This window comes from Leisingera daeponensis (genome assembly GCF_019801465.1).
Lineage (GTDB): Bacteria > Pseudomonadota > Alphaproteobacteria > Rhodobacterales > Rhodobacteraceae > Leisingera > Leisingera daeponensis_A.
In genome coordinates, this window is sequence record NZ_JAHVJA010000019.1 from 16,944 (window position 1) to 40,459 (window position 23,516).

General features: G+C 59.8%; 23 protein-coding genes and 3 pseudogenes. 14 read left to right on the top strand and 12 right to left on the bottom strand.

Annotated elements, in window-relative coordinates:
• Positions 1-369: 369 nt before the first annotated feature.
• From KUV26_RS22075 to KUV26_RS23775, 3 genes and pseudogenes are all read left to right on the top strand, one after another.
• Positions 370-774 carry a hypothetical protein gene (locus KUV26_RS22075; RefSeq protein ID WP_222510049.1) on the top strand — a complete coding sequence of 135 codons (405 nt, stop codon included), beginning with the start codon at positions 370-372 and terminating at the stop codon, positions 772-774.
• A complete protein-coding gene (locus KUV26_RS22080; protein ID WP_065269722.1) occupies positions 771-1,811 on the top strand; it encodes a hypothetical protein in 1,041 nt (346 codons plus the stop codon). The genes KUV26_RS22075 and KUV26_RS22080 overlap by 4 nt, the downstream gene beginning before the upstream one ends.
• 226 nt (positions 1,812-2,037) lie before the next feature.
• Positions 2,038-2,407: pseudogene (locus KUV26_RS23775) on the top strand (IS5/IS1182 family transposase); the annotation flags it as partial.
• A gap of 2 nt (positions 2,408-2,409) precedes the next feature.
• Here the strand turns inward: KUV26_RS23775 and KUV26_RS22085 are convergent.
• From KUV26_RS22085 to KUV26_RS23835, 10 genes are all read right to left on the bottom strand, one after another.
• Positions 2,410-3,252, bottom strand: a complete 843-nt coding sequence (locus KUV26_RS22085) for a DUF4365 domain-containing protein (protein ID WP_222510050.1) — start codon at positions 3,250-3,252, stop codon at positions 2,410-2,412.
• Positions 3,253-3,769: 517 nt separating this feature from the next.
• Entirely contained in the window at positions 3,770-4,870 is a 1,101-nt protein-coding gene (locus tag KUV26_RS22090) for an AAA family ATPase (RefSeq protein ID WP_222510051.1), read from the bottom strand.
• A gap of 77 nt (positions 4,871-4,947) precedes the next feature.
• Positions 4,948-5,298, bottom strand: a complete 351-nt coding sequence (gene tnpB, locus KUV26_RS22095; RefSeq protein ID WP_065269725.1) for an IS66 family insertion sequence element accessory protein TnpB — start codon at positions 5,296-5,298, stop codon at positions 4,948-4,950.
• Positions 5,295-5,699, bottom strand: a complete 405-nt coding sequence (locus KUV26_RS22100; protein ID WP_222510052.1) for a transposase — start codon at positions 5,697-5,699, stop codon at positions 5,295-5,297. Before KUV26_RS22100 ends, tnpB begins: the two co-directional genes overlap by 4 nt.
• Before the next feature lie 47 nt (positions 5,700-5,746).
• Complete coding sequence (locus tag KUV26_RS22105; protein ID WP_222510053.1) at positions 5,747-6,883, bottom strand: ABC transporter ATP-binding protein; 1,137 nt, start codon at positions 6,881-6,883, stop codon at positions 5,747-5,749.
• Positions 6,884-7,018: 135 nt separating this feature from the next.
• A complete protein-coding gene (locus tag KUV26_RS22110) occupies positions 7,019-7,714 on the bottom strand; it encodes a copper-binding protein (RefSeq protein WP_222510054.1) in 696 nt (231 codons plus the stop codon).
• Positions 7,715-7,755: 41 nt separating this feature from the next.
• Complete coding sequence (locus KUV26_RS22115) at positions 7,756-9,114, bottom strand: multicopper oxidase family protein (RefSeq protein WP_222510055.1); 1,359 nt, start codon at positions 9,112-9,114, stop codon at positions 7,756-7,758.
• A 14-nt stretch (positions 9,115-9,128) separates the two neighbouring features.
• Complete coding sequence (locus KUV26_RS22120) at positions 9,129-10,589, bottom strand: TolC family protein (protein WP_222510056.1); 1,461 nt, start codon at positions 10,587-10,589, stop codon at positions 9,129-9,131.
• Positions 10,589-10,810, bottom strand: coding sequence for a hypothetical protein (locus KUV26_RS22125; RefSeq protein WP_222510057.1), 222 nt, complete (start codon positions 10,808-10,810; stop codon positions 10,589-10,591). The genes KUV26_RS22120 and KUV26_RS22125 overlap by 1 nt, the downstream gene beginning before the upstream one ends.
• An 83-nt stretch (positions 10,811-10,893) precedes the next feature.
• Entirely contained in the window at positions 10,894-11,667 is a 774-nt protein-coding gene (locus KUV26_RS23835; RefSeq protein ID WP_315900166.1) for a hypothetical protein, read from the bottom strand.
• Here KUV26_RS23835 and KUV26_RS22130 point away from each other — a divergent pair.
• From KUV26_RS22130 to KUV26_RS22180, 11 genes and pseudogenes are all read left to right on the top strand, one after another.
• Positions 11,575-11,796, top strand: coding sequence for a MerR family DNA-binding protein (locus KUV26_RS22130; protein WP_315900168.1), 222 nt, complete (start codon positions 11,575-11,577; stop codon positions 11,794-11,796). The two genes, KUV26_RS23835 and KUV26_RS22130, sit on opposite strands and share 93 nt — an antisense overlap.
• Positions 11,720-12,031 (top strand): YnfA family protein, encoded by a 312-nt coding sequence (locus KUV26_RS22135; RefSeq protein WP_222510058.1) that lies wholly within the window; start codon positions 11,720-11,722, stop codon positions 12,029-12,031. Before KUV26_RS22130 ends, KUV26_RS22135 begins: the two co-directional genes overlap by 77 nt.
• Positions 12,032-12,383: 352 nt before the next feature.
• Positions 12,384-12,786 (top strand): annotated as a pseudogene (locus tag KUV26_RS22140) (IS5 family transposase); the annotation flags it as partial.
• A 23-nt stretch (positions 12,787-12,809) separates the two neighbouring features.
• Positions 12,810-13,838, top strand: a complete 1,029-nt coding sequence (locus KUV26_RS22145; RefSeq protein WP_222510059.1) for an IS110 family transposase — start codon at positions 12,810-12,812, stop codon at positions 13,836-13,838.
• A gap of 266 nt (positions 13,839-14,104) precedes the next feature.
• Positions 14,105-14,419 (top strand): annotated as a pseudogene (locus KUV26_RS22150) (transposase); the annotation flags it as partial.
• Between the two features lie 346 nt (positions 14,420-14,765).
• Positions 14,766-16,001: a 3-methyl-2-oxobutanoate dehydrogenase (2-methylpropanoyl-transferring) subunit alpha gene (locus tag KUV26_RS22155; RefSeq protein ID WP_222510060.1), complete on the top strand. Its 1,236-nt coding sequence runs from the start codon at positions 14,766-14,768 to the stop codon at positions 15,999-16,001.
• 1 nt (position 16,002) lies between these two features.
• Positions 16,003-17,016, top strand: coding sequence for an alpha-ketoacid dehydrogenase subunit beta (locus KUV26_RS22160; RefSeq protein ID WP_222510061.1), 1,014 nt, complete (start codon positions 16,003-16,005; stop codon positions 17,014-17,016).
• Between the two features lie 4 nt (positions 17,017-17,020).
• A complete protein-coding gene (locus tag KUV26_RS22165) occupies positions 17,021-18,334 on the top strand; it encodes a dihydrolipoamide acetyltransferase family protein (RefSeq protein ID WP_222510062.1) in 1,314 nt (437 codons plus the stop codon).
• Positions 18,335-19,693 carry a dihydrolipoyl dehydrogenase gene (lpdA, locus tag KUV26_RS22170; protein WP_222510063.1) on the top strand — a complete coding sequence of 453 codons (1,359 nt, stop codon included), beginning with the start codon at positions 18,335-18,337 and terminating at the stop codon, positions 19,691-19,693.
• A gap of 151 nt (positions 19,694-19,844) precedes the next feature.
• Positions 19,845-20,348, top strand: a complete 504-nt coding sequence (locus KUV26_RS22175; RefSeq protein ID WP_222510064.1) for an RNA polymerase sigma factor — start codon at positions 19,845-19,847, stop codon at positions 20,346-20,348.
• Complete coding sequence (locus KUV26_RS22180) at positions 20,345-21,097, top strand: hypothetical protein (protein WP_222510065.1); 753 nt, start codon at positions 20,345-20,347, stop codon at positions 21,095-21,097. The genes KUV26_RS22175 and KUV26_RS22180 overlap by 4 nt, the downstream gene beginning before the upstream one ends.
• Before the next feature lie 30 nt (positions 21,098-21,127).
• On the opposite strand, the gene KUV26_RS22185 is transcribed toward KUV26_RS22180, so the two are convergent.
• Together KUV26_RS22185 and KUV26_RS22190 are read right to left on the bottom strand one after the other, a co-directional pair.
• Positions 21,128-21,841, bottom strand: a complete 714-nt coding sequence (locus tag KUV26_RS22185; RefSeq protein WP_222510066.1) for a c-type cytochrome — start codon at positions 21,839-21,841, stop codon at positions 21,128-21,130.
• A gap of 65 nt (positions 21,842-21,906) precedes the next feature.
• Positions 21,907-23,205, bottom strand: a complete 1,299-nt coding sequence (locus KUV26_RS22190; RefSeq protein WP_222510067.1) for a sulfite oxidase — start codon at positions 23,203-23,205, stop codon at positions 21,907-21,909.
• Between the last annotated feature and the right edge of the window lie 311 nt (positions 23,206-23,516).

Here is a 23,516-nt window from a genome sequence, read left to right on the forward strand (position 1 = left end):
CGAACGGCTGCTTCGGTGACTTTCGCTGCGTAGCGACGACGAGCGTGCCGCAGATGCAAACGGTTGCTGCGTCAGCAACATGCCCAAAGGCCAATGTCTGGAGAGTCCCGCGCTGCCGACCTCCATGCGGATCACCGCGACGGTCCCGTTTGGGTCGAAAATGCTTGGCAGTTGGGTCAGGATAGCTTGGCACGGCGTGCCGCCACGACTCAGAAAAACGGTAGGTTCGTGTCGCCTTCGTTTGGCATTCGACACAAACCCTTTTACGGTCAAGTACTTGTGCAGTATCAGAGCCACTGGTTGTATTGCGCCGCCTGGTGATTGAAAAAATGTGTTGCGCTTGGTGCTAATAGGCTGCAACACGATGGCATGAGCTTTGAAGACTTTGATTTTGCAGAAGAGCTGCCTGAAGCGTGCCCTAACGGAAACGCCACACAAGTGCAGAGAAATGGGTATTGGCGTTTCGTCATGGTCAACTATCCTGGAGGCCTTTCCGATATCGACGGACAAGCCTTTTCCAGTCAGCACGGCAGAGGTAAACCTTGTCCACCGGGCAAGGACCCTTGCGACTGGGCATCTTGCTCCATGTTCGATGAAGAACGAGCAAAAAAGATGGCGAAGATTTCTCCGTTCAAGAATAAACCGGCAGTGTGCCTGGACATTGGCCCGAAGGCCGGTCCAAGCCGTTTGGATGGGGATGGGCATCTTCATCTTTGGCGCTTGGGCGCTTACGACATTACGCAAGACATCACTCAAACTGTTGATAAGCTATGAGCCAACAAACTAAAGCAGTTCGGAAAACAAGCGCATCGTTCGAAACGGTGCTTGTAGATGCTGGCTTTGCGGCATTGGCTTTACTGAAGCGCACAACTTCACGCGGAACTACGTATTATTTTGCATCGGCACTTGTAGATGATCAGGGGGAGGTGTCCTCCTATTTCGCAGTCTCTGCTTCCAAAGAAACAACTACGGACTATTTCTTTGGAAAGTCAGATCTGCACTACGTCTATGTCTATGCAAAGAACTCCGAGTACTATCAAATAAGCGGGCCTGACATATTCTCCGCCAGTATTGAGCTCACGCCCTTTGAGGGCACTGTGCCTGAAGATGTAATTCCTGACCGTGGTTTTTTTGCTGCTGACCATAATGTTGCCTATGACATTGTAGAGCTTCCTCCGTCAAAACATGAAATAGCAATTGACGGCCAGTGGAGGATGTCTGAGTTTAAGGAATTCTATTCTCGGTACTCAGATATTTACGTTTTCCATGAATGCATGAATGAGATAGAAGGTAGACAGATTTCGTCGATCCCGACGGCATACGTTTCAGCGTTCCGCGATAAACCGTTTCGAGGCGGATCAAGTTATCTTGGCTTCTTTTCATCGCTCAAGTCTGCATTACCTTACCGGTCAAAGCCGAGCCTAGCAGCTGTTCAGTGGGCCTCACCTGGAAAGATATCAATTCGAGGGTCCGACCCTTTATTTGAAAAGGTTGAGCAGCAAATTATTAAGTTTGATGCTAACTATTCAGACGCAAAACCTGCGTACAAAAAACTCCGCGAGTTTATGGTCGAAAACGGTTGGCTGGAGATTTCAGCCGAAGAGTACAGAAGACCATCTGCTGCCGAGGCAACTCAGCTTTCGGAATTGATAGTCGGTCTGGCTGAAAAGCTACATACTCCTGGGGGTAGAAGTTTTTCTCACATTTTGGCGGGAAACCAGATTGTAGAGGCGAAGATATTCATGGCGGTCTTTCGAAGGTTGGAGACGGTTGTGGGTTATGTGCGAGAGGGTCGCGTTTCAATCGGCTAATCGTGGAACGGAAAAGTCTTGGCCTTATCTGACCGCGTTAGGGTTACCCTGAAAATGAGAAACAAGAATTGCGCATGCTGCAGTGCAAGCATTGCACTGCAGTATTGGATCTTTCAGGTGAGGCGGCTAAGGAAAATTTGACCAGTTTTGCAAAGCCCGTTTCACCAGGCTTTCGCGCCCACTTTCTCTTCGCAAAGCTTCGTCCTGACGATGACTGAGCCCAAAAAACCAGGGATTCCCGCTTGACCTGTTCGTCACCGCCGGTCAAGTCAGCGGCTATACCGGAGCACGATCTTTGCCCAGTGGCCTCCCAATAGTAATCAACTGGCTGCTCGGGGATCGCGGCTACGAGGCCGACTTGTTTACAGAGGCGTTAAAAAGACGGAGGGGTACGCGCCTTCACCCCTGACCGAAAGCTATGCAAGACCCCGGACAAATACGACAATCCTAGATACAAGCGGCGCAGCCGCATCGAAGTCATGTGCTGCAGTCTTAAGGACTGGATGCGCGTCGCGATCCGCCATGTCCACCGCCCCAAGGTAGTTCTCTCTGCCATCGCCCTCGCAGCAACGCCATTTATTGTCTATCAATCCTGAAACTAATACGGGAAGTGACCTAGGCTTTCATCGAAAAAGGCGTCTCCGACAGCATGTTCTGTAAACACCTGATATGCGGCCTGGATTTCGGTCAAAAACTTATCAAAACTCTTCATGTGATCAGTGTTGGCGTATTCCAGTTGATCTTGATCCGCACCATTGAAGGAGATGGCGTTAGATTTCATATCAGACAGATCTTTTTTCGCATGGCTGAATTTGGCATTCGTCAAGGGGTATTCTTTCCAAAAGCGGCTGCATTGCTCCAACTCTTCCAGTCGAGACTCAATAAATTCGATGGAACATTGATTTATGAAAGCTTTCTGGTGGTGCCAAATTTGATAAATTTCATCAAGCGTGAACTTAACTTTAATCGCCTCGTCTCGACAGATGCTCTGTTTCAAGAACCCCTCAATCTTGCGTTGTCCATCTTTGAAATTGTTTTCTTCTGGAAATTTGATAGTGACAGTTTTTTGCTCGCGCCATCCTTTGTCATTCGCGTCAAGAATCAGACGTGCATAACGTTGGAGCCATACATAGCGAATCGAATTATCTTTCAGTGAGACATGAAACACAAAAAAAGGTTGCGGGAACAATAGTGCATATTCGATTGTTTTGGTCGGAAAGGATAGGTTGGCCGACTTTTTGAATGATTTTTTGGCTCCCTTGACTTGAATAAGGCCGGTTTCGCCGGTGGGCAGTTGATCTCGAAATATCTCAAATGCAAGATCGACGCCATAATCTCGCTCCTCAAGTCCTCGGATGAGCCAGTTCTCATCCAATTGACTTATCACTTTTCGTACCGCGCGGGTGTCGATGACGTGGTTTGTGTGCCTGATTGGAAACATGACTTTATTTCTTCACCCTTAAAGATTTTCAGGAGCGGATTGACCTTGGGTCGGTTTAAGTTTGCAAAACCGCTATGGCATCGCCGACTAGCTCATGGCAGATTCTGCCCCCTTCCGCTAGAAAATTTTGTAACTGTTTTCCTTTAACTGATTTCTAACAAGGCAGATGCAGGCGCTTCGCCAAGGTGTAACAGTCTGTGCGAAATCTTAGCCTTGATATACGATTATTCTCATTTTGTGCAGGAGCGTAATATTTTCAACAGCCTTCCTTTGCAAAGTTCCTAAAACAGAATGCCGGTATCGCCCGCGCTGCAACGTTTCGATGATGGTTTGACGATGCGCCTGCGGCAAACGTCAGCTTCCGTTTTGGAAATTCGCAGAGCGAAGCGCCGAGGGGACGTCTCAAGAGGCTGAGTTTGCAAAGGCGCTTCCTGCGTAATGCACCCCTTGAGCCAAACGAATGAGCCAAAGAAAGCTCCAACATCCAATTTCAGCGCAACGCTGAAGTTTCACGGTGTCAATGCCAGACAGGTTGACGTTCCAGGTCTTCAGCGCGCTGGAGCAGTCGGGATGCAATCCGCAGGTCGATGCGCATCCCATGTTGGTAAGCGTGATCAACAGCTTCGGTAACAGTTTGGACCGCGATGGCCGAGAGATGCCGCTTAGCGCCTTCCCGCCGCACAAAATCATTTACCTCCGTGGGCGTGAGCTCGCGCAACCGGACAGGCGGGCATCTGCTGAGAAGCGGTTCAGGCAACAGGCGGTAATTGTTGGACGTCAGCACCCAGCCCACCCAGCTCATGTCGAATTTCACCTGGTAGTAAGGGCAATTCCAGCGTTTGGCAGTCATGGGTTCGAGCAACGGCAAGAGCGCCTCAGCCAGACCAAAAGTATGGCCCTTATTGGACGTAGCCTTCCCGGCCTTTTCCACTTCATCCACGACAAGGATCGGGTTTGCTACCCCCGCCTGCAGAATGGTTTCCAGCACGCGCCCCGGATACGCACTGCCCCAGCCCCGCTGCGACCCGACAACGCCGAACGACGCGTTCTCGCTGGTAGCTTCAACAACGGCCGTTGGGACTGTGAGCAGCTGCCCGAGACGCCGCGCCCAGTGGCTCTTACCGACACCGGGCGGCCCATCCAGCAGCATGGGCGGCAGCCGCAGGCCCGGCCACCCTTCGCGTACGGACCGGCGCATCGCTTGCCACACTGTTTCCGTCGCCGAAGCCATCCAGGGCATTTCCCCGTGCAGTTCAGCCGCCAGTTCATCAGCCTGGTGTTCAGTAGTAATCGCAACCAGCCTGACCCCATCACGCAGCACAGCAAGCCGATCCCGGTGCTCCCGGGTGAGATGCCCCATGCCGGAAGCCGCCTTCCGGCGCTCGATAAGAAGGTCTGCACGGCGTTTGATCCGCGCTCTTTCCTGTTCGCTGGGGCTGGTGGCGTGGCGGCGCCTTGCAGCCTTTTCACTGATGTCTGCGCGCTCTGCACCAGCGCTGGTATCTGGCTGCTCCCGGCTTCGCAGGTCGCGAAGGTGCTGCACGAACCGTTTCTCCAGAGTGTAGGTGGTGTCATCCGGGTTGAAAAACCGGGCTTCGATGAAGGGGATGCGGGGCATCAGGGTAAGACCTATGGCAAAGTTGGGTTGTTGGCCGAAACCGCTCCGGCCGCTCAACAAGGAACTGACTGTTGGGTTTACAGGAAGACTGGCTTGCGGCTGTTTGATGCTGCCACCTGGGTCCAATCGATCCCTTCGAACAGGGCGTCGAACTGGACTTTGCTCAAAGTGACAGGCCCGGCTTGCGGTTTCGGCCAGGTGAAGCGCTTGCCATTCAGCCGTTTCATGATCAGCACAAGGCCTGAACCATCCCAGACCAGAATCTTCAACCGGTCGGCGCGCCGGGAGCGGAACACGTAAATCGCCCCGGAATAAGGATCGAGCTCAAAGCTGTTAGCCACACAGGCGGCAAGCCCGTCCATACCCTTGCGGAAATCGACCGGCTCCGAGGCAAGATAAATCCGGAAGTTGCTGGCAGGAGAAATCATTGTGCTGCCCTCACGGCACGCAACACTTCCACCAGGTGGTCGGCAGGATAGCCAGGGGGTATCTCGATGGCTGCCGCTCCGATACAGATCCGGCATGAGGTGCTGTTTGCTGCCTCCGGACCATTTTCGTGAGGAGGCACGGCCGACCGCTGGGCCGCCGGAGCAACGATCTCAACAAAAGCTGGGCTCATCCCGGAAGCCCCGGCCTTCTTAACCCAGAGAGCAACCAGAGATTTGTTGGCGCCAATCTCCTCAGCCGTCTCGCGGATTCCGGCTCCAGCCAGGATCTTTTTAACGGCCTTAGCGCGGAGCGCGTCAGGCCATTTTCGCCGCCCGGATGAGGAAACGGGGATCGTGAACCCCCACACCTTCACCTCTTCCGGCATCATTCCATCCAGCATCACCACCTCCTTTCTTCAGGTGGCGCCAGTATCTCAAACCCCTTATTTTATTGAAACATGGGGTCTTTGCACCGCTTACGGTAAAAGCGGAACAGATCCTTGAGCGGTGAAGAAAACTCCTTGTGGGCAGACAGCATTGCCAACAGCGCGCCCAGCGAGACGCGCTCCTGCAGCACGAAATATCCGCCCAGGGAGTAGAACAGGAACGGGGTCAGGGCGGTCAGGAAGTTGTTGATCGCCTTGGCCAGGAATTTCAGCCGGTGGATTTGCAGACGCAGATCCTGCAGCTGCCGGAAACCGCGCGCAACCGGCCGCGCGCCCTGCCCCAGCGATCGCATTTGCAAGTCCAGATGTGTGCCGAGCAGCCGCATTTCCCGGATCTGCTTGCGGGACACGGTGTTCACCCGCCGCTGCAGACGCGGCACAATGATCAGTTGCAGCGGAAGCACCGTCAGGGCCGCCGCGGCAAGGATCGGATCCTGCACGAACATGAACAGAAGGATCGTTGCCAGTGTCCCGCCCTGCAGTAGCGGGACAGTCAGCAGTTCAGAGGCAAAGCCGCCGACCGGTTCAACCTCGGGGCCAAGTACCGGCATGATGGCCGGCTGGCGCTCAGCGGGCTGATCCTGCCTCCACTGGCGGTAGATGGCCAGCCGCAGGCGGCGAACGAAGCTTTCGGCAACCCGGCCCTTGCGGATGTTCAAACAGTATTTGTTGAGACCGTTGAGTGTGATGGCCACCAGATATGCGCCGCAAAGCAGAAACAGCAGCGAGATCTGCGAGACGTCGAAGCCCAGAAGCGTAACTGCGGCGTCTCCGCCTTCGAAAACACGATTCACGATCTGTTTGGGCAATTCGAGAGTCAAGTAAAGGATCGGCATCGCGGTCAGGCTGAGCAGAACCAGGACCGTTTGATGTTGCCCGGTAGTGCGCAGGATAAGGCCTGGCAGTCCCGGCTCCAGACCGCCTGCCGGGAACTGAGGCGGCGCGAAGGATGCCGCCCGCCGCAGAAAACGACGGCGCAGCAGCCAGACGGCCTTGGCGGCCAGGGTCAGAACAAGCAGCGCGGGGGCCAGCACCAGCACCAGATGCATCACCGGGTGCAGCCATCCGGGAGCGGTCTCATCATACCAGAACCCGAAAGCACCCGCAGCATCGTGTGTGAGAGTATGCAGATCCAGCATTGCGGGAAAGATCGCCTGTTATCTGATGTTCACCAGCGGCACCGAAACGTAAGTGTTCTTCTGCTCCTGGGCGCTGGCTGGGACCGCTGAAGTTTGACAACGGCGGAGGCCGGCGGTGCGGCCTCCGCCGTTGCGTTACTTCAATGCTGTGATGGTCAGCTTTCCCTTGACCCGCTCGGCGGTGAACTCAATCGCGTCGCCCGCCTTCAGCTGCTCCAGCATTGCGTCATCAGCGACACGGAACACCATGGTCATCGCCGGCATCTCCAAGTCCACCAGCTCTTCGTGCTTGATGGTCACTTTGCCGGACTTGGGATCGACCTTCTTGACAGTGCCCGCGGTGAAGGTGCCGCCGCCTTCAAGCACCGCAACCGGTCCGTGCATGCCGGATTCGTAGTGGCCGGGGATCAGACAGGCGAACTCAAAGGTGCCGGGGTTGGAAAACGTCCACACGATTTCCCCGCTTGCCCCCGGATCCAGGCGCACCGAGTTGGGGTCATCATGCTCCATGTCCATCTTGGCCATCAGTTCCTTGTGGTGAACATTTCGCTCAGGCGTGTCCAGCACAAACTCATGCTCCAGTTCGCCTGAGTTGGTGATCACGAATTTGATCGTCTCGCCCTTTGCAAAAGAAAAGCTGGACGGCTCGAAGATCATTTTGCCGTCATCGGTCTCCTTCATGGTGACGGCGATTTCGCGGTCGGCGTGCGCAGCCTCGCCGGGTTTGCCGACCTCCATTTCATCGTGATGGCCGCCGCCGTGGGTGCCGCCGGCAAATGCCGGCGGAGCAGAAAGAGCGGCAATAACGGCTGCCGATAGGATCTTGTTCATGTCTGTCTCCTCGTCAGGTTTGGTTGGGAGCCAAGGGCTGCTCAGCCCTTGGCAGCGGGTTTCGGGGTAATGCGGGTTTGCGAGTCATCCGCGCGGGCGAAGTCCGGCAATTCGCCGGTCCACTCATAGGCCTGGGTGCCGGGCGGGTTTTCGTACCAGCCGGGATCGCTGTAATCGCCGGCCTCAATGCCCTCGCGCACCTTCACGACCGAGAACATGCCGCCCATCTCCAGCGGGCCGTGCGGGCCCCAGCCCGCCATCATCGGCACGGTGTTGTCGGGCAGCGGCATCGACATTTCGCCCATGTCGGCCATGCCCGCGGTGCCCATCGGCATGTATTCGGGTTGCAGCTTGCGGATCTGGCCGGTCAGCTTGCGCTTGTCGGTGCCGATGAAGGTGGGCACGTCGTGGCCCATTGCGTTCATCGTGTGGTGCGATTTGTGGCAGTGGATCGCCCAGTCGCCCGGATGCACCGCGTCGAACTCATAGGCGCGCATCGCGCCGACCGGAATGTCGATCGACACTTCCGGCCAGCGGGCCGTTTCCGGCACCCAGCCGCCGTCGGTGCAGGTGACCTCGAAGTCGTAGCCATGCATGTGGATCGGGTGGTTGGTCATGGTCAGGTTGCCGACCCTCACCCGCACCCTGTCGCCCTGATTGACCACCAGGGGATCGATGTCCGGGAAGATCCGGCTGTTCCAGGTCCACAGGTTGAAGTCCGTCATCTCCATCACCCGCGGCACGTAGGAGCCGGGATCGATGTCAAAGGCGTTCAGCATGATCAGGAAGTCCCGGTCGACCGGCATGAACGACGGATCCTTGGGATGCACGATGAACATCCCCATCATGCCCATCGCCATCTGCACCATCTCATCCGCGTGCGGGTGGTACATGAAGGTGCCGGACTTGGTCAGGTCGAACTCGTAGACAAAGGTCTTGCCGGGCGGGATGCCCGGATGGCTGAGACCGCCGACCCCGTCCATGCCGGAGGGCAGGATCAGCCCGTGCCAATGCACCGAAGTATGCTCCGGCAGCTTGTTGGTCACGAAGATGCGGACCCGGTCGCCCTCCACCGCTTCGATTGTGGGGCCGGTGGACTGGCCGTTGTAGCCCCACAGATGCGCGATCATCCCGTCGGCCAGCTCGCGCTCGACCGGCTCGGCCACCAGGTGGAATTCCTTCACCCCGTTGTTCATCCGGAACGGCAGGGTCCAGCCATTCAGGGTAACGGTCGGGTTGTAATCCGGCCCGGTGGCCGGGGCCAGCGGCGGCTGGGTGGCCGCCGTGTCCATGCTCGCAGCTTCGGGCAGGCCCATGTTGGAGGTCTTGCCCCAGGCCTGGCTGGAGACCAGCGCGGCACCCGCGGCGCCGGCTCCGAGCAATTGACGTCGGTTCATCATGTCAGTTGGTCCTTTCAATGGCCTGCACCGCCGCCAGCGGCGATTTCTGCGCCGCCGCCCTGCGGGGCCGATCCTGCGCCGCCGCCGTAGATCGCGGCGGTGACATTGGCCTGCGCCAGCCAGAAGTCGCGCTTGGCATTGGCCGCCTCCAGTGAGCTGGACAGCTTTTCGCGCACATCGGTCAGCAGTTCGAAGGTGTTGGTGATCATGCCATTATAGCTCAGCAGCCCTTCTTCCTCGATCGACTCGCGCAGCGGCACCAGCACATCGCGGTAGTGGCGGGCGATCTCATACGAGGAATAATAGGCCAGCTCCGCGCTGCGCGCCTCGGAACGGACATTCACCGCCCGTTCGGCCAGCGTGTTAGCGGCCTGCATGTAGGCCAGTTCCGCCTTTCGCATCCGCGCCTTGCCGGTGTCAAAGACCGGAATGGCGAACTCCAGTTCCAACTGCGGCAGAGTTTCAGTATGGGTCTCCCCATCCTCACGCTCGCGTTCGGACTCCACGCCGGCGATCAGCTCCAGATCGGTGACCAGCCGGGTCTTGTCCGTCAGGCCGAAGGCCCGCGCCTGTGCTTCCAGCCCCAGCTTGGCAACCTGCAGGTCCACCCGGTTCTGCAGTGCTGCCTTCTCAATGGCAGGCACTTTGCTCAGCGACCTCGGCAGCGCAGGCAGCGCATCCGGAACGTAGTAGTCGGCATCACTGCCCCATAGGCCCATCAGCCGGGTCAGTTCCTCCTTCGCCAGTTGCGCGTCCAGCCGGGCGCGGGCCACCTGACCTGCGAGCTCTGCATTAAAGGCAAACTCCCGCGCCTGACCCGCCTTGTTCAGCGCGCCGGTCCTGCCCAGCTGGCTGGCCAGTTCGGCGCCTGCGGCGGAAGTTTCGCCCGCCTGACGGAGATAGCTGAGGCGTTCAAAGGCCGCCACCGCGTTGATCCATGCCTGCCGCGTCTGCGCCGCGAGCGCCAGGGTGTCATTCACCGCAGCCAGCTGCGCCTGCTGGAACTGCGTTTCCGCAACCCCGATGCGCTGCTTGCGGGTCTTCACGTCCAGCAGGTTGACCGCAATGGTGGATTCCAGCGCCCGGTACAGGCCCAGTTCCGGCGCGCCGAGCCCCATCAGGCCGATCGAAACCACCGGGTTCTCCGGTGTCATCTGCTGCCAGGCCTCGGCGGCCGAGAGACCGACCGCCGCATAGGACGCCTGCAGCCCCTTGTTGTTCAGCAGTGCTGCCTGCACCGCGGTATCGGCCGAGATGGTCTTGCCATGAACAAGGCTGCGGACCTCCTTGGCCAGAGCCTCGTTCTGGGCCTGAGTCTGGGCAAAGGCCGTGCGCTTGCCGATCGCGGCCGAGGTCTGGCTGGCGACCTCCTGAAACCCGGCCTGCGGGCTGGTGTACATGTCCGGCACCGCTGCCGAACAGGCGGCCAGTACCAGGGGCGACGCCAGCAGGACGCGCCAAGTATTCGCTGTCATCAGTGGTCCTCCTGCTGCTCGTTGACGCCGCGCCACGAAGCGGGGCCGCTCGGCTGCTGGCGTTCAAAACCCCTGAACGGATCCTGGTATGCCAAGGTGCGGTAAGGGCCGGATGATACCGCCGGATTTTGCAGGGCTGCTGTTTCAGGCAGCGCCGCCGGTGTCCTGGCGCACGCCCCCAGCAGCAGGGCTCCTGCCCCGGCCAGAAAGAGAGATTTCATGTGACTTTCCTGAGAAATATCTGCACGGCTCCTGCATCTGCTTGCAGGAGAAGACTAGTGCCCGTTTGAGCGGTTCAGATGTCTCAGGTTTTCGGCGGGCGCAGTAGCGCGAGCTGCTCGCGGGACGGCAGCTGCGAATTCTCCTGCTTCCACTGCAGGGGTTCCGCCAGGGAGGTTTTCTCCGGCAAGAAGGTCAGCACCGCATCCGCCATGCAGGAACCTGAACAGCAGCTCCCGATGTCGCTGGTCTGAGATTTATCGTGACCATGATGCGCGCCGGTGTGGGCTATGTCATGCCCCGTGCCATGCAAGGCTGTACCGGTATGGCTCTCGCCGCTTTGCGGGACCGCGGCGTTTCCGTGATGGCCCGCGATGGCATGCGCGGCGGATGGCAGAGAAAATCCCAGCGCAAGGATCATTGCCAATAGAGCAGTCACCCTGATCAGCTGAAGGATATTTGCGAGATGCGCCATGAGGGTATTTGTCCTGACCGGACCGCCGCGCGTCAAGACGGCAATTATGCATAGGGAGTACAAATTTGCGCATTTCAGAGATGTTTTCCCTGAGTTTTCTGGTCTGGCCGCAGGCTGCCTGGCAGCCTTGCTAACCTTCCTGTGCAGGAGGGTCGCCATCAGCCGGAGATGGTGATTCGGTGGTGAACAAACCAACACAGCGGGCAATCCTTTTGCACCGGAAGGCAGAGCCATGTTCAGCGTCTGCGTTTCATTCTGAAGGCCAGTGAGCTCGGCTTTGCTATCGACGAAATCAAGGGGCTGCTTGGCCTGGTCGACGGCGGCACTCAGACCTGCGGTGAGGTGAAAGCCCTGACAGAACGCCATCTCAGCGATGTGCGCCAAAAATTGCAGACCTTCGGCGCATCAAGAAAGTCCTTGCAGCAACAGCAGATCAATGTTCCGGCGAGGATGTCCCGGAGCGCCCGGTTCTGGAGGCGCTGGCATCCTGACCGGGTCGTTACTGATCTTTGAGTTGGCAGCGCTGGCAGAATTCGCCGGGTGCTTTGCCTTATGGGAGTGGCTGCGCCTCGACCGCTCGCCGCTCTGGCTGGTGCCCGGCATCGCAAGCCTTGTACTGTTTGCGTACCTTCTGACGCGCGCCGACAGCGCATTTGCCGGCAGGGCCTGCGCGGCCTATGGCGGCATCTACATCGCCAGCTCCATTCATTGGATGTGGTTGGCCAAAGGCAACTGCTCTGATCGCTGAGATTTAGCCGGAATGGCTATATGCCTGACTAGAAGCGCATTCATACTGATACCGTCGCGAGGCTGATGTCCGCCCCGGTGGCCGTCTTGACCTCCCTTGGCGCCAAACAGTTATACCGATCGAAGCACAGAAAAGCGCGCATCAAATGTCAGTTTCCAAGTTTGCCGCCCAATTGGTTCTCGGTTACAGAGAATGTCGGCTTTCCGCCCTCTTTGGGAAGGTAATGGTGCTGAGGCTGCACAAATCATGTCCCCTTCGGGCTGGCTGCCGTTGTGTGGCAGCCAGCTAGGGTCAGAATGCATTGATTTTCGCTGCAACCCATGATTCACGGTTCCGAAAACGGAGCGGTGATATGCCTGATCTCTTCTGGCTGACCGACGCGCAGATGGTGCGACTGGAGCCCTTCTTTCCAAAGTCGCATGGGAAGCCTCGGGTCGATGACAAGCGGGTTTCGAGCGGGATTATCTTCATCAACCGCAATGGGTTGCACTGGCGGGATGCGCCGCGGGAATATGGTCCGCAAAAGACGCCTTACAGCCGATGGAAGCGTTGGAGCGAGAAAGGCATCTTTGCGCAAATGATGGTCGGCCTAGCTGCCGAGCACGGCGAGGAAAAGACCGTGATGATCGACGCGACCTATTTGAAGGCGCATCGCACTGCGACCAGCTTGGCCGCGAAAAAGGGGGGGGCGTGGACGCCTGGTCGGCCGAACCAAGGGCGGCATGAATACCAAACTGCATGCCATCTGCGACAGCCACAATATGGAGAGGACGGCGGCATGAAAGATATGATGATTGGGGTCGATCTGGCAAAAACTGTTCTTCAAGTGCATGGAGCTCTTCAGACCGGGGAGGTGCAGTTTCGCATAAAGCTCACACGAAAGCAGTTTGTTTCGTTCATGGCCAACCTAGAGCCCTGTCTGGTCATCTATGAAGCGTGTGGGGGTGCGCATTTCTGGGCGCGCGAGATGGAAGCGCTTGGTCACGGGTCCAAGCTAATTGCCCCACAATACGTGAGCCCTTTCGTGAAGCATCAAAAGAATGATGCCGCCGATGCCGAGGCGATCGTGATCGCAGTTCGTCAGCCGGAAATGAGCTTTGTGGCGGTCAAGACAGCTGAGCAGCAATCTCGCGCGGCAGTGTTTCGCCGCCGTGAGCGATTGGTCCATCAAAGAACTGAAGACGTGAATGCCTTACGGGCGTTGCTGTATGAGTATGGCCACGTATTCCCTGTAGGCATTCGTTCTCTGGATCGCATGGCGTCGCTGTTGGAGGATGAAACTGCGGACCTGACAGCCCTGGTCCTAGAGGAGTGCAAAGAACTGCTGGCGCAAATTGCAGAGAAAACAGCTCGTGTCCTCGAAAGGAACAGGAAACTCTCAACTCTGGCGTCCCAGTCAGATAGCGCTCGCCGGCTCCAAACCATGCCGGGTATAGGCCCCATCACAGCCATCGCGGTGGACGCTTTCGGGCCCGACATGGCACAGTTCAAAACCGGGCGTAGCTTCGCAGCTTGGCTAGGGTTTGTGCCCAGGCAACACTCATCTGGAGGTAAAGAGCGTTTGGGACGTATGACCAAGGCAGGCCAGGCCGATATTCGACGCTTTCTGATCATTGGCGCAATGTCTCGGCTGAATTGGCTTGGGGTGCGCTCGATTACTGAGGATAGCTGGCTGTCACGCATGTTGGCCCGCAAGCCCAAGATGCTGGTCGCAATCGCTCTGGCCAACAAAATGGCGCGCCAAATCTGGGCGATGCTGACGAAACGCGAGGATTACAAGCATCCGGAAATTGCAAGCTTGGCATGATGCCCATGTAAATCTGCGAGGACCGGTGGGGAGTGTAAGAAGACGATGACATGAATGGGCAAAATGATCGAACAGATCTGGATCAGGAAAACCAGTTAGTCGCTGCGAGCAAAGAGCTCGAAGGTTAGATTTGGACCTGATCCGCTGATCACCATCCCGGCCTGCGGCTTCTAAAAATGCCGCGGAGAGAGGCCTTACAGAAGTTCGCACTCGGTCACAGACCTGGAAAGTCAGAAACTTCTTGCACTTTGGGCGGCAACCACAGAAGTGACTACATCGGTGCGCGGGTGTTACTGAGCAGCCTGCCCAAGGTCGACTGGCTGCTCGGGGACCGCGGCTATGACGCCGACTGGTTCCGAGAAGCATTGCAAGACAAAGGGATACGCGCATGCATCCCCGGCCGAAAGAAATGAAAGACACCGGTTCGATACGACAAGCGCCGACACAAACGACGCAACCGCATCGAGATCATGTTCGCCAGGCTCAAGGACTGGCGGCGCGTGGCGACACGCTATGATCGCTGTCCCAAGGTCTTCCTCTCAGCCATCGCTCTGGCTGCGACCCTCATCTATTGGTTATGAATCCTGACCCTAACTCTGCAGAAGCTTGGTCTGGCGCTTCTGCATTTGGTCGCTACCTTCAGGCGGGAATGGGAACCTGTCTGAGCCGCCCTATATAAGCCGGACGCGTCTGCGAACGAACAAGCCGCTTCTCCGCTCAGAGCACAAAATCTTCCAGCCAACCACTTCTTAGCGAAAATCGCCAACGAAAGGGAAAAATTAGCTATCTTCGTCTAAAATTTGCGACCAGGTAGCCAAATAAGAGGCTTGTCAACCAAAGGGTTTTGCTAAGCTGGAAAGACTGGCGCCGCGCCGCATATGGATTCATGCCCGCTGCCTGGACACGCCCAGAAAAGAAGGAAACCGCATGAGTGATGACTTCCCGCCGCTATCGCTGAATGTGCCGGAACCAGGTTGCAGGCCGGGCAGCACGCCTGATTTCTCGGACTTCGAAATTCCGCGCGCCGGGGCAGTGAAACGCCCGCCAACGGATGTGGAGCCTGACTCGATCCGCGACATGGCGTTTTCCATTGTCCGCGTGCTGAACAAGGACGGCGAGACGGTGGGCGACTGGGCCGGCGCGCTGAGTGCGGAGGAACTGCGCGAGGGCCTGCGGCACATGCTCACCCTACGCACGTTTGACGCGCGGATGCTGAACGCGCAGCGCCAGGGCAAGACCAGCTTCTACATGCAGCACTTGGGTGAGGAGGCCGTGTCCTGCGCCTTTTCCCGCGCTTTGCGGCCGGGCGACATGAATTTTCCGACCTACCGCCAGGCCGGGCTGCTGATTGCGGGCGGCTATCCGATGCTGACCATGATGAACCAGATCTATTCAAATGCCGACGACCCGCTGCACGGGCGCCAGTTGCCGATCATGTATTCCTCCAAGGAACACGGGTTCTTCTCGATCTCCGGAAACCTCGGCACCCAGTTCGTGCAATCGGTTGGCTGGGCGATGGCCTCGGCGATCTCGGGCGATACCAAGATCGCCACCGGTTGGATCGGAGACGGCTCCACGGCGGAGAGCGATTTTCACTCCGCCATGGTCTTCGCCTCAACCTATGACGCGCCGGTTGTTCTGAACATCGTCAACAACCAGTGGGCCATCTCGACCTTCCAGGGCATTGCACGAGGCGAAGTCGGTACCTTCGCGGCCCGCGGCCACGGCTTCGGCATCGCCTCGATCCGGGTCGACGGCAACGACTACCTGGCCGTTCATGCGGTGGCGCAATGGGCCACCGAGCGCGCACGGCGCGGCCATGGACCGACGCTGATCGAGCATGTCACCTACCGCGCGGGCGGGCATTCCACCAGCGACGACCCCTCCGCTTACCGCTCCAAGCGCGAAGCCGCCGCCTGGCCGCTGGGCGACCCGATCGAGCGGCTGAAAAAACACCTGATCACCATCGGAGAATGGAGCGACGAGCGCCACAAACAGGCCGAAGCGGAAATTCTGGATGAGGTCATCGCCACCCAGAAGCAGGCCGAAGCCATCGGCACATTGGGCGGCGGCAAGACCCCTAGCCCGCGCGACATGTTCGAAGGCGTTTACGAAACCATGCCGCCGCATCTGATCCGGCAGCGCCAGGAGGCGGGGTACTGAGATGGCCAGCATGACCATGATCGAGGCCATCCGCGAGGCCCATGATGTCGCCATGGCGGCAGACGACCGCGTCGTCGTCTTCGGTGAGGATGTCGGCTTTTTCGGCGGCGTGTTCCGCTGCACCGCGGGCTTGCAGGCGAAATACGGCAAATCGCGCTGCTTTGACACGCCGATCAACGAATCCGGCATCGTCGGCACCGCCATCGGCATGGCCGCCTATGGGCTGAAGCCGGTGATCGAGATCCAGTTCGCGGACTACGTCTATCCGGCCTATGACCAGATCGTGTCGGAGGCCGCGCGGCTGCGCCACCGCTCCAACGCCGATTTCACCTGCCCGATCGTGATCCGCATGCCCACCGGCGGCGGCATCTTCGGCGGCCAGACCCACAGCCAGAGCCCGGAAGCGCTGTTCACCCATGTTTCCGGCCTGAAGGTGGTGGTGCCCTCCAATCCGCGCGACGCCAAGGGGCTGCTGCTGGCCTCGATCGAGGACCCCGACCCGGTGATCTTCCTCGAGCCCAAGCGGCTTTATAACGGGCCGTTTGACGGCTACCACGACCGCCCCGTCACCAGCTGGAAGAAACACCCCAAGGGCGAAGTGCCCGAAGGCAACGAGATCGCGCCGCTGGGCAAGGCCAGCATCACCCGCGAGGGGTCGGATGTGACGGTTCTGGCCTATGGCACCATGGTTTACGTGGCCGAAGCCGCCGCCGAGGCCGCCGGCATCGATGCCGAGGTGATCGACCTGCGCACCCTGCTGCCCTTGGATCTGGACACCATCACCGCCTCGGTCGAGAAGACCGGCCGCTGCGTGATCGTGCATGAGGCGACACGCACCTCCGGTTTCGGGGCCGAGCTGATGAGCCTGGTGCAGGAAAGCTGTTTTTACCACCTCGAGGCGCCGATGATCCGGGTGACCGGCTGGGACACGCCCTATCCGCACGCGCAGGAGTGGGAATATTTCCCCGGCCCGGCCCGTGTCGGCGAGGCCTTGAAAAAAGTGATGGAGGGCTGAAACGATGGGTGTTTTTGCCATGCGCCTGCCCGATGTGGGGGAAGGCATTGCCGAGGCCGAACTGACCGAATGGCATGTGAAGCCCGGCGACATCGTTCAGGAGGATGACATCCTGGCGGCGGTGATGACAGACAAGGCCGCGGTCGAGGTGCCCTCGGCCGTAGCAGGCAAGGTGCTGGAGCTGGGCGGCGAGATTGGCGAGATGATGGCGATCGGCTCCGTGCTGATCCGCATTGAGGTCGATGGCGACGGCAACGAGAGCGCCGATGCCGCGAACCCGGCGCCCTCCTCCGCCAAAGACGGCGCGGATACGGCATCGGGTTCCGAAGACGCGCCGCAGGAGGCGGAGGAGTCTGCGGAACCGAAAGAAGCCAAGCCCGCCGCCGAACCCGCAGCCCCCGCCCCTGCGGCCAAGAAACCGGGCCACCGGCTGCCGCGACCGGAGGGCGCCAAGCCATTGGCTGCGCCCTCGGTGCGGGCGCGGGCGCGCTCTGAAGGGGTGGATCTGCGCCACGTGCCGGGCACCGGCCCCGGCGGGCGCATCAGCCACGAGGACCTGGACAGCTGGATCGCCTCGGGCGGCATCCAGCAGGGCAGCGTCAAGCGCGGCCGCAACACCGGCGTCGAGGAAATCCGCGTCATCGGCATGCGCCGCAAGATCGCCGAGAAGATGGCGCAGTCGAAGCGGCAGATCCCGCATATCACCATCGTCGAAGAGGTCGAGATGGGCGCGCTGGAAGACCTGCGCGCGGCGCTGAACAAGAAGCACGCGGGCGAACGCCCCAAGCTGACGCTGCTGCCCTTCCTGATGCGCGCGATCGTCGAGGCGGTGCGCGAGCAGCCCGGCCTGAACGCGCGTTTTGATGACAAGGCCGGGGTGATTCACCGCCACGGCGGCGTGCACATCGGCATTGCCACCCAGACGCCGCAGGGGCTGAACGTGCCGGTCGTGCACCACGCCGAGGCGGGCAGCCTGTGGGACAACGCCGGTGAGCTGGCCCGCCTGGCCGAGGCCGCGCGCGAAGGCTCGATCAAGCGCGAGGAGCTGTCGGGCGGCACTATCACCATCACCTCGCTCGGGGCGCTGGGGGCGATTGCCACCACGCCGATCATCAACCACCCGGAGGTGGCGATCGTCGGCGTCAACAAGATGCAGATCCGCCCGGTCTGGGACGGCCAGCAGTTCCAGCCGCGCAAGATGATGAACCTGTCCTGCTCCTTCGACCACCGCGTTGTCGATGGCTGGGATGCGGCGGTGTTCGTGCAGAAACTGAAAACCCTGCTGGAATCTCCGGCAATGCTGTTTGTCGAGGGCTGAATGACTGATCTGAAATGTAAACTGCTGATCATCGGTGCCGGGCCCGGCGGCTATGTCTGCGCCATCCGCGCAGGGCAGCTGGGCATCGACACCATCGTGGTGGACGAGGCCGCGCCCGGCGGCACCTGCCTGAACGTGGGCTGCATCCCCTCCAAGGCGCTGATCCACGCGGCGGATGAATTCCACAAGCTCGCCCATGCGGGCTCTGGCCCGCTGGGCATCACCGCAGGCGCGCCGCAGATCGATCTGGGCAAGACGATGGCGTGGAAAGACGGCATCGTGCAGCGGCTGACCGGCGGCGTGGCCGGGCTGATGCGCAAGGCCGGCGCCAAGCTGGTCGAGGGCCGCGCGCGCTTCCTGGACGGCAAGACGGTGCTGGTGCGCAACGGTAAAACCGAGACCCACATCCGCGCCGAGCGCATCGTGATCGCCTCCGGCTCTGCACCCGTTGAGCTGCCCTTCCTGCCCTATGGCGGCGACATCCTGTCCTCCACCGCGGCGCTGGCGCTGACGGAGGTGCCCAAAACCCTCGCCGTGGTCGGTGCCGGCTATATCGGGCTCGAACTGGGCACGGTCTTTGCCAAGCTCGGCACTAAGGTCACCATCGTCGAGGCCGAGGGCAGCATCCTGCCCGCCTATGACAAGGCGCTGACCCGGCCTGTCGCCAAGCGGCTGGAAGAGCTGGGCGTCACCGTGCTGACCGGCGCCAAGGCCAGCGGCCATGTGGATGGCGTGCTCGCGACCAACGCGGGCGAGGTCGCGGCGGAGAAGGTGCTGGTCACCGTCGGCCGCCGCCCCCGCACCGCCGGCATCGGCATTGATGAGCTGGCGCTGACCCTGAACGGCCCCTTCATCCGCATCGACAAGACCTGCCAGACTTCGATGCGCGGGATCTATGCGATTGGCGACGTGACTGGCGAGCCAATGCTGGCCCACCGCGCTATGGCGCAAGGCGAAATGGTTGCCGAACATGTCGCGGGCCACGCGGTCGAGTGGGACAAGCGCGCGATCCCCGCGGTCTGCTTCACCGACCCCGAGATCGTCACCTGCGGTGCGCTGCCGGGCGAGGTCGAAGGCACCAAGGCGACCGACTTCCCCTTTGCCGCAAATGGCCGCGCCATGACCACCGAGCGCGAGGACGGCTTCATCCGCGTCGTCTGGCGCGAGGCGGATCACGCGGTGCTGGGCATTCAGGCGGTCGGTGCGGGGATTTCCGAGATGTCGGCAGCCTTCTCGCTCGCCATCGAAATGGGCGCCTGCCTTGAAGACATCGGAGCCACCATCCACGCCCATCCGACCCAGTCCGAAGGTCTGCAGGAGGCCTGCCTGCGCGCGCTGGATCGCGCTCTGCACATCTGATACCCGGCAGCACGATCTCCGTCGCACCTTTGCCGCCTTCGCCATCATTTCGGGCAAGCTGCTTGACTACAAGTATGGAAAAGAAAACCGAAAAAGAGCTGCCAAGGCATTCTGCCTTTGACTGAGGACCAGGGTTGCAGCAGATTGCGTTATGCCTTCGACGACCCAAATCGAATTTCTCTTGCCGGAGCTACAGGCCTACGCAGCGGCGATCTGCTCCGGGCAGAGCGAGTCCGAGGATTTAGTTCAAGACGCAATTGAGCGCGCTCTCAAGAGCGGGCGGTGGCCTTCTCATCTGGGCGAGCTTCGCCACTGGATGTTCCGGGTCATTCGGAATCTGCATTTCGATGAGCTTAGAAAAATCCGTGTGCGCCGGGAATATTTGGCGGCTGAAAAACGTCTATCTTATGAGGCTAGCAGTTCCGACACGGCCCGGGACGTTCTAATCAGGCAGGCCTTTGAACGGCTGACACCCGAAAAGCGCGAAGTGCTGTGCCTTGTCGACATAATGGGTTTGAAATACGCAGAGGCCGCCGAAGTGATGAATGTACCGCCCGGCACCGTCATGAGCCGCGTTAGCAGAGCGCGGCGGGCCCTGCTGGACCTGGTCGATGGGACACAACCAAATGAGCAGAAGGTGACACGCCGGAAATGAGCGGGTTGAGCGAACAGGACTGGGAATTGGTGAACGCATACCACGATGGTGCGCTGGCGGAACCTGAGGCGCAGGCATTCGTCAAACGGCTGGCCGCGGAGCCTGAGTTGGCGGCGGCATTGGCCAGTGTCAAAGAGGTTTCGCAAAGCCTGGGGGGCCTGCGGCCCACCTTGGCGCTTGCTTCTGCCGCGGCGCCAGTAGAGCTGCAGGCGCCTGCTGCTGCCAACTCAAACCGGAGCCCGGCCCGTTGGCTGGCTGGTGGCGCTGTTGCTGCCGCTCTGGCTTTGGCGGCACTTTGGGGCTCCGGGACGTTTGACACGCCAACAGCGTTTGATCTGCATCAAGACTTGGCCGACCAGAGTTTCTCGGTGGGTTTCTCGGACCTTCAGCGGGCTGAAGCATTGAGCTTGCATGGTGTGCCGGATCTCGCCAGCGCCAATCTGGCACCGGTCGCGTTCAAGGTCCTGCAGGATGGAAGCGTAACGCATTATGCAGGCCGGAACGGTTGCAGGCTTTCCTATTTCCTGGGAAATGCTGCAGAGCCAGGACAGCCGCCGGCACATGTTCAATCCATTTCCTGGACCACCGGCCCAAGCACGCAGCACATGATCATTGCAACCGGCATGGACCGGGCAAAGTTCGACGCCATTGCCGCCTTCCTCAAACTTGCAACCGGGCTGCAAGCCAACAAGGGGGCCGTGGCCTCACTCAACGAAGCCACGGCCGCTGCCAGCCCCTGTGTCGGGTGACGGCTCCGCCTTAGGGGCGGCCCCGGCCCGTCAGTTGCTTCCAGGTTGCGGAAAGTTCGGGCGGTCTTCGCCGTAATGAGCCGAGAGGTAGTCGAGCACTTCGCTCAACTCCGGCTCTTCGATTTCGGACATACCCTGTTCATCCACCATCCATTCCAGCATCTCGACCCAGCCGTCCCGGGTCAGCCCCTGCTGGGCCACGATCATCTCGGAATGGCAGGCACTGCACATGTAGTAGGTGGTTTCGACTCCGGGGGCGTCGAACAACACACCGAATTCATACTCTTCCTCGGCGTCCTCAACCGGGGCGGCGGCCGCCACGGCGCCAAAGGCCAGCGGGCTGTCAGAGAAGCCGTTCAGGTAAGCAATCAGATCCAGCCGCTGACTGTCATTCTTCAACCCGGCAAAGCTCATCTTGGTGCCCTTCACCTCGGCTTTGGGCTTTTCCAGGAAGGCGTCCAGGCGTTCGACGGTCCACTCCCCGCCATAGCCGCTCAGGGCGGAAGAATACGTATAATCTTCCATTCCCGCGACCGGGCCGCCGACGATCCCATAGAGATTGGGGCCGACTTTCTTTTTTCCGCCCTGTTCAACAGTGTGGCAGGCGGCACATTTCTTAAAAACACGTTCACCTTGACCGGGGTCGGCATCCGCAAGCGCGGCGCTGATATCGGCAACGGCAGGCATAGCAAGGCACAGGGCGCCGACCGCGACAGACAGGCACCGCAAAGCTGCGAGTTTCATTCTACTGCTCCTGATTGGAAGTGGCATCCTGGCGGCGGCCGGCGGGCCGGCAACCGCCTGTTTTGTCAGCCGGCACGCACGCCAACGCGGTGCATGGTGTTGTTGAGGTAACCTTTGGGGTTCCAGTCGATCGCAAAGGGCTGCATCACCCCTTCACTGTCGGTCGCCCGCGCCCAGATCTCGTAGTAGCCTGCCTGGGGAAAGGTCACCTCGGCCCGCCAATTCTGCCAGGCGCCGGAATTGACCGGGGCATCCAGCTCGGCCGCGTTCCAGGTCGCGCCGAAGTCGGTGGAGATTTCCACCTTCTCCACCGTGCGGTCGCCGGACCAGGCGTGGCCGCGCACCTGAGTTTGCAAGGCGCCAAGATCGCTGTTGTTCGCCGGGAAAGTCACCAGCGATTTCACCGGCATCCGCTCGATGATCACAAAATCCTCCTTCGGCACGCTCTGCCCCGGAGACACCGGGTAGGCAGGTACGCGATAGGCGGTGCCGGTCATCTTGGGACCATCGTGAACCTGATCGCGGAGCTCGATCCGGGTCAGCCATTTCTGAGCGGTGGAGGCAGGCCACCCCGGCACCACAAGACGCAGCGGCGCGCCGTTCATCGGATGCAGCGGGCCGCCGTTCATTTCAAATGCGATCAGAATATTGTCGGTCAGTGCCTTTGCAATCGGCATACCGCGTGAAATCGGCAGCTTGTCCGGGTTGCCCGACAGATGAGCGTCGGCCCCATAGTGGGCGGTATAAACCACATTGGACTGAACACCCGCCTTCTCCAGCACGTCCTTCAGACGCACGCCGGTCCATTCCGAACAGGCCACCGCGCCATAGGTCCACTGGTTGCCCTTGGCCGGCGGGTTAAAGAAACCGCGCCCGTTACCTCCGCATTCGAGTGTCAGTGCCATGGTCACCACCTCGAACTGTTCCTGCAGGTCCGCGATGCTCAGCTCCAGCGGCGTGTCGACAAAACCGTCAATGGTCAGTGTCCAGGTTTCGGGGTCCACATCCTCGGGTGGCAGACCGTTGTTGCGGATGAAGTGCCGGCTGGTCGGGGTGATCGGATCATCCAGCAGCTCGGGCGGGGTTTCAGCGTTCAACGGGCGGTCATTAAGCAGCGTCAGCCCGTCCTTGCCGGTCAGCACATCCTCGCCCGCCATCGCGGCCGGGACAAACCCGATAGGCATGCTGCGGTGAAAAGGGATCGAGGTGCCGACCATGGCTGCCATCGTGGCAAGCCCGGTCCGCTTCAGAAACCCGCGCCGGTCAGGATTCGCAACCCGTCCGAAAAACTCGCGATCCGCCTGTTCCGGGTTTTCCGCAAAGAATTCCTGAACCGAGCGTTTCTTGTCATTGTCTGGCGCCATTTTTTCCTCCCTTGGCCGCTGGCTATGTGCTGCTGAACACAGGCACTTAAGGAAAAGACGTACGAGGCACTCATATTATTCCACGAACAATCATTAATTTTCGGCATCGCACCGGGCATCAGCGGTCTGACAATAAATCCGGCGAAACGTATCAGCTTCAGTCCGGCCTGCGGGTAGCCACCTGCACTCTAGCAGGCCGCAGAATTAGTCAGGCCAGCGGGACGCTGTTCTCTCTGAGGGGGGCTCTCTTGTCTCCCTTCCGGATCGGGCGGCTGGAAGCAGGCTTGTGGCCACCTCATGCAGCCTCATGC

Coding starts and splice junctions, on each gene's coding strand:
- KUV26_RS22075 (WP_222510049.1), top strand. CDS start 370: ATGAGCTTTGAAGACTTTGATTTTGCAGAAGAGCTGCCTGAAGCGTGC.
- KUV26_RS22080 (WP_065269722.1), top strand. CDS start 771: ATGAGCCAACAAACTAAAGCAGTTCGGAAAACAAGCGCATCGTTCGAA.
- KUV26_RS22085 (WP_222510050.1), bottom strand. CDS start 3,252: ATGTTTCCAATCAGGCACACAAACCACGTCATCGACACCCGCGCGGTA.
- KUV26_RS22090 (WP_222510051.1), bottom strand. CDS start 4,870: ATGCCCCGCATCCCCTTCATCGAAGCCCGGTTTTTCAACCCGGATGAC.
- tnpB (WP_065269725.1), bottom strand. CDS start 5,298: ATGATTTCTCCTGCCAGCAACTTCCGGATTTATCTTGCCTCGGAGCCG.
- KUV26_RS22100 (WP_222510052.1), bottom strand. CDS start 5,699: ATGCTGGATGGAATGATGCCGGAAGAGGTGAAGGTGTGGGGGTTCACG.
- KUV26_RS22105 (WP_222510053.1), bottom strand. CDS start 6,883: ATGCTGGATCTGCATACTCTCACACACGATGCTGCGGGTGCTTTCGGG.
- KUV26_RS22110 (WP_222510054.1), bottom strand. CDS start 7,714: ATGAACAAGATCCTATCGGCAGCCGTTATTGCCGCTCTTTCTGCTCCG.
- KUV26_RS22115 (WP_222510055.1), bottom strand. CDS start 9,114: ATGATGAACCGACGTCAATTGCTCGGAGCCGGCGCCGCGGGTGCCGCG.
- KUV26_RS22120 (WP_222510056.1), bottom strand. CDS start 10,589: ATGACAGCGAATACTTGGCGCGTCCTGCTGGCGTCGCCCCTGGTACTG.
- KUV26_RS22125 (WP_222510057.1), bottom strand. CDS start 10,810: ATGAAATCTCTCTTTCTGGCCGGGGCAGGAGCCCTGCTGCTGGGGGCG.
- KUV26_RS22135 (WP_222510058.1), top strand. CDS start 11,720: ATGTTCCGGCGAGGATGTCCCGGAGCGCCCGGTTCTGGAGGCGCTGGC.
- KUV26_RS22145 (WP_222510059.1), top strand. CDS start 12,810: ATGAAAGATATGATGATTGGGGTCGATCTGGCAAAAACTGTTCTTCAA.
- KUV26_RS22155 (WP_222510060.1), top strand. CDS start 14,766: ATGAGTGATGACTTCCCGCCGCTATCGCTGAATGTGCCGGAACCAGGT.
- KUV26_RS22160 (WP_222510061.1), top strand. CDS start 16,003: ATGGCCAGCATGACCATGATCGAGGCCATCCGCGAGGCCCATGATGTC.
- KUV26_RS22165 (WP_222510062.1), top strand. CDS start 17,021: ATGGGTGTTTTTGCCATGCGCCTGCCCGATGTGGGGGAAGGCATTGCC.
- lpdA (WP_222510063.1), top strand. CDS start 18,335: ATGACTGATCTGAAATGTAAACTGCTGATCATCGGTGCCGGGCCCGGC.
- KUV26_RS22175 (WP_222510064.1), top strand. CDS start 19,845: ATGCCTTCGACGACCCAAATCGAATTTCTCTTGCCGGAGCTACAGGCC.
- KUV26_RS22180 (WP_222510065.1), top strand. CDS start 20,345: ATGAGCGGGTTGAGCGAACAGGACTGGGAATTGGTGAACGCATACCAC.
- KUV26_RS22185 (WP_222510066.1), bottom strand. CDS start 21,841: ATGAAACTCGCAGCTTTGCGGTGCCTGTCTGTCGCGGTCGGCGCCCTG.
- KUV26_RS22190 (WP_222510067.1), bottom strand. CDS start 23,205: ATGGCGCCAGACAATGACAAGAAACGCTCGGTTCAGGAATTCTTTGCG.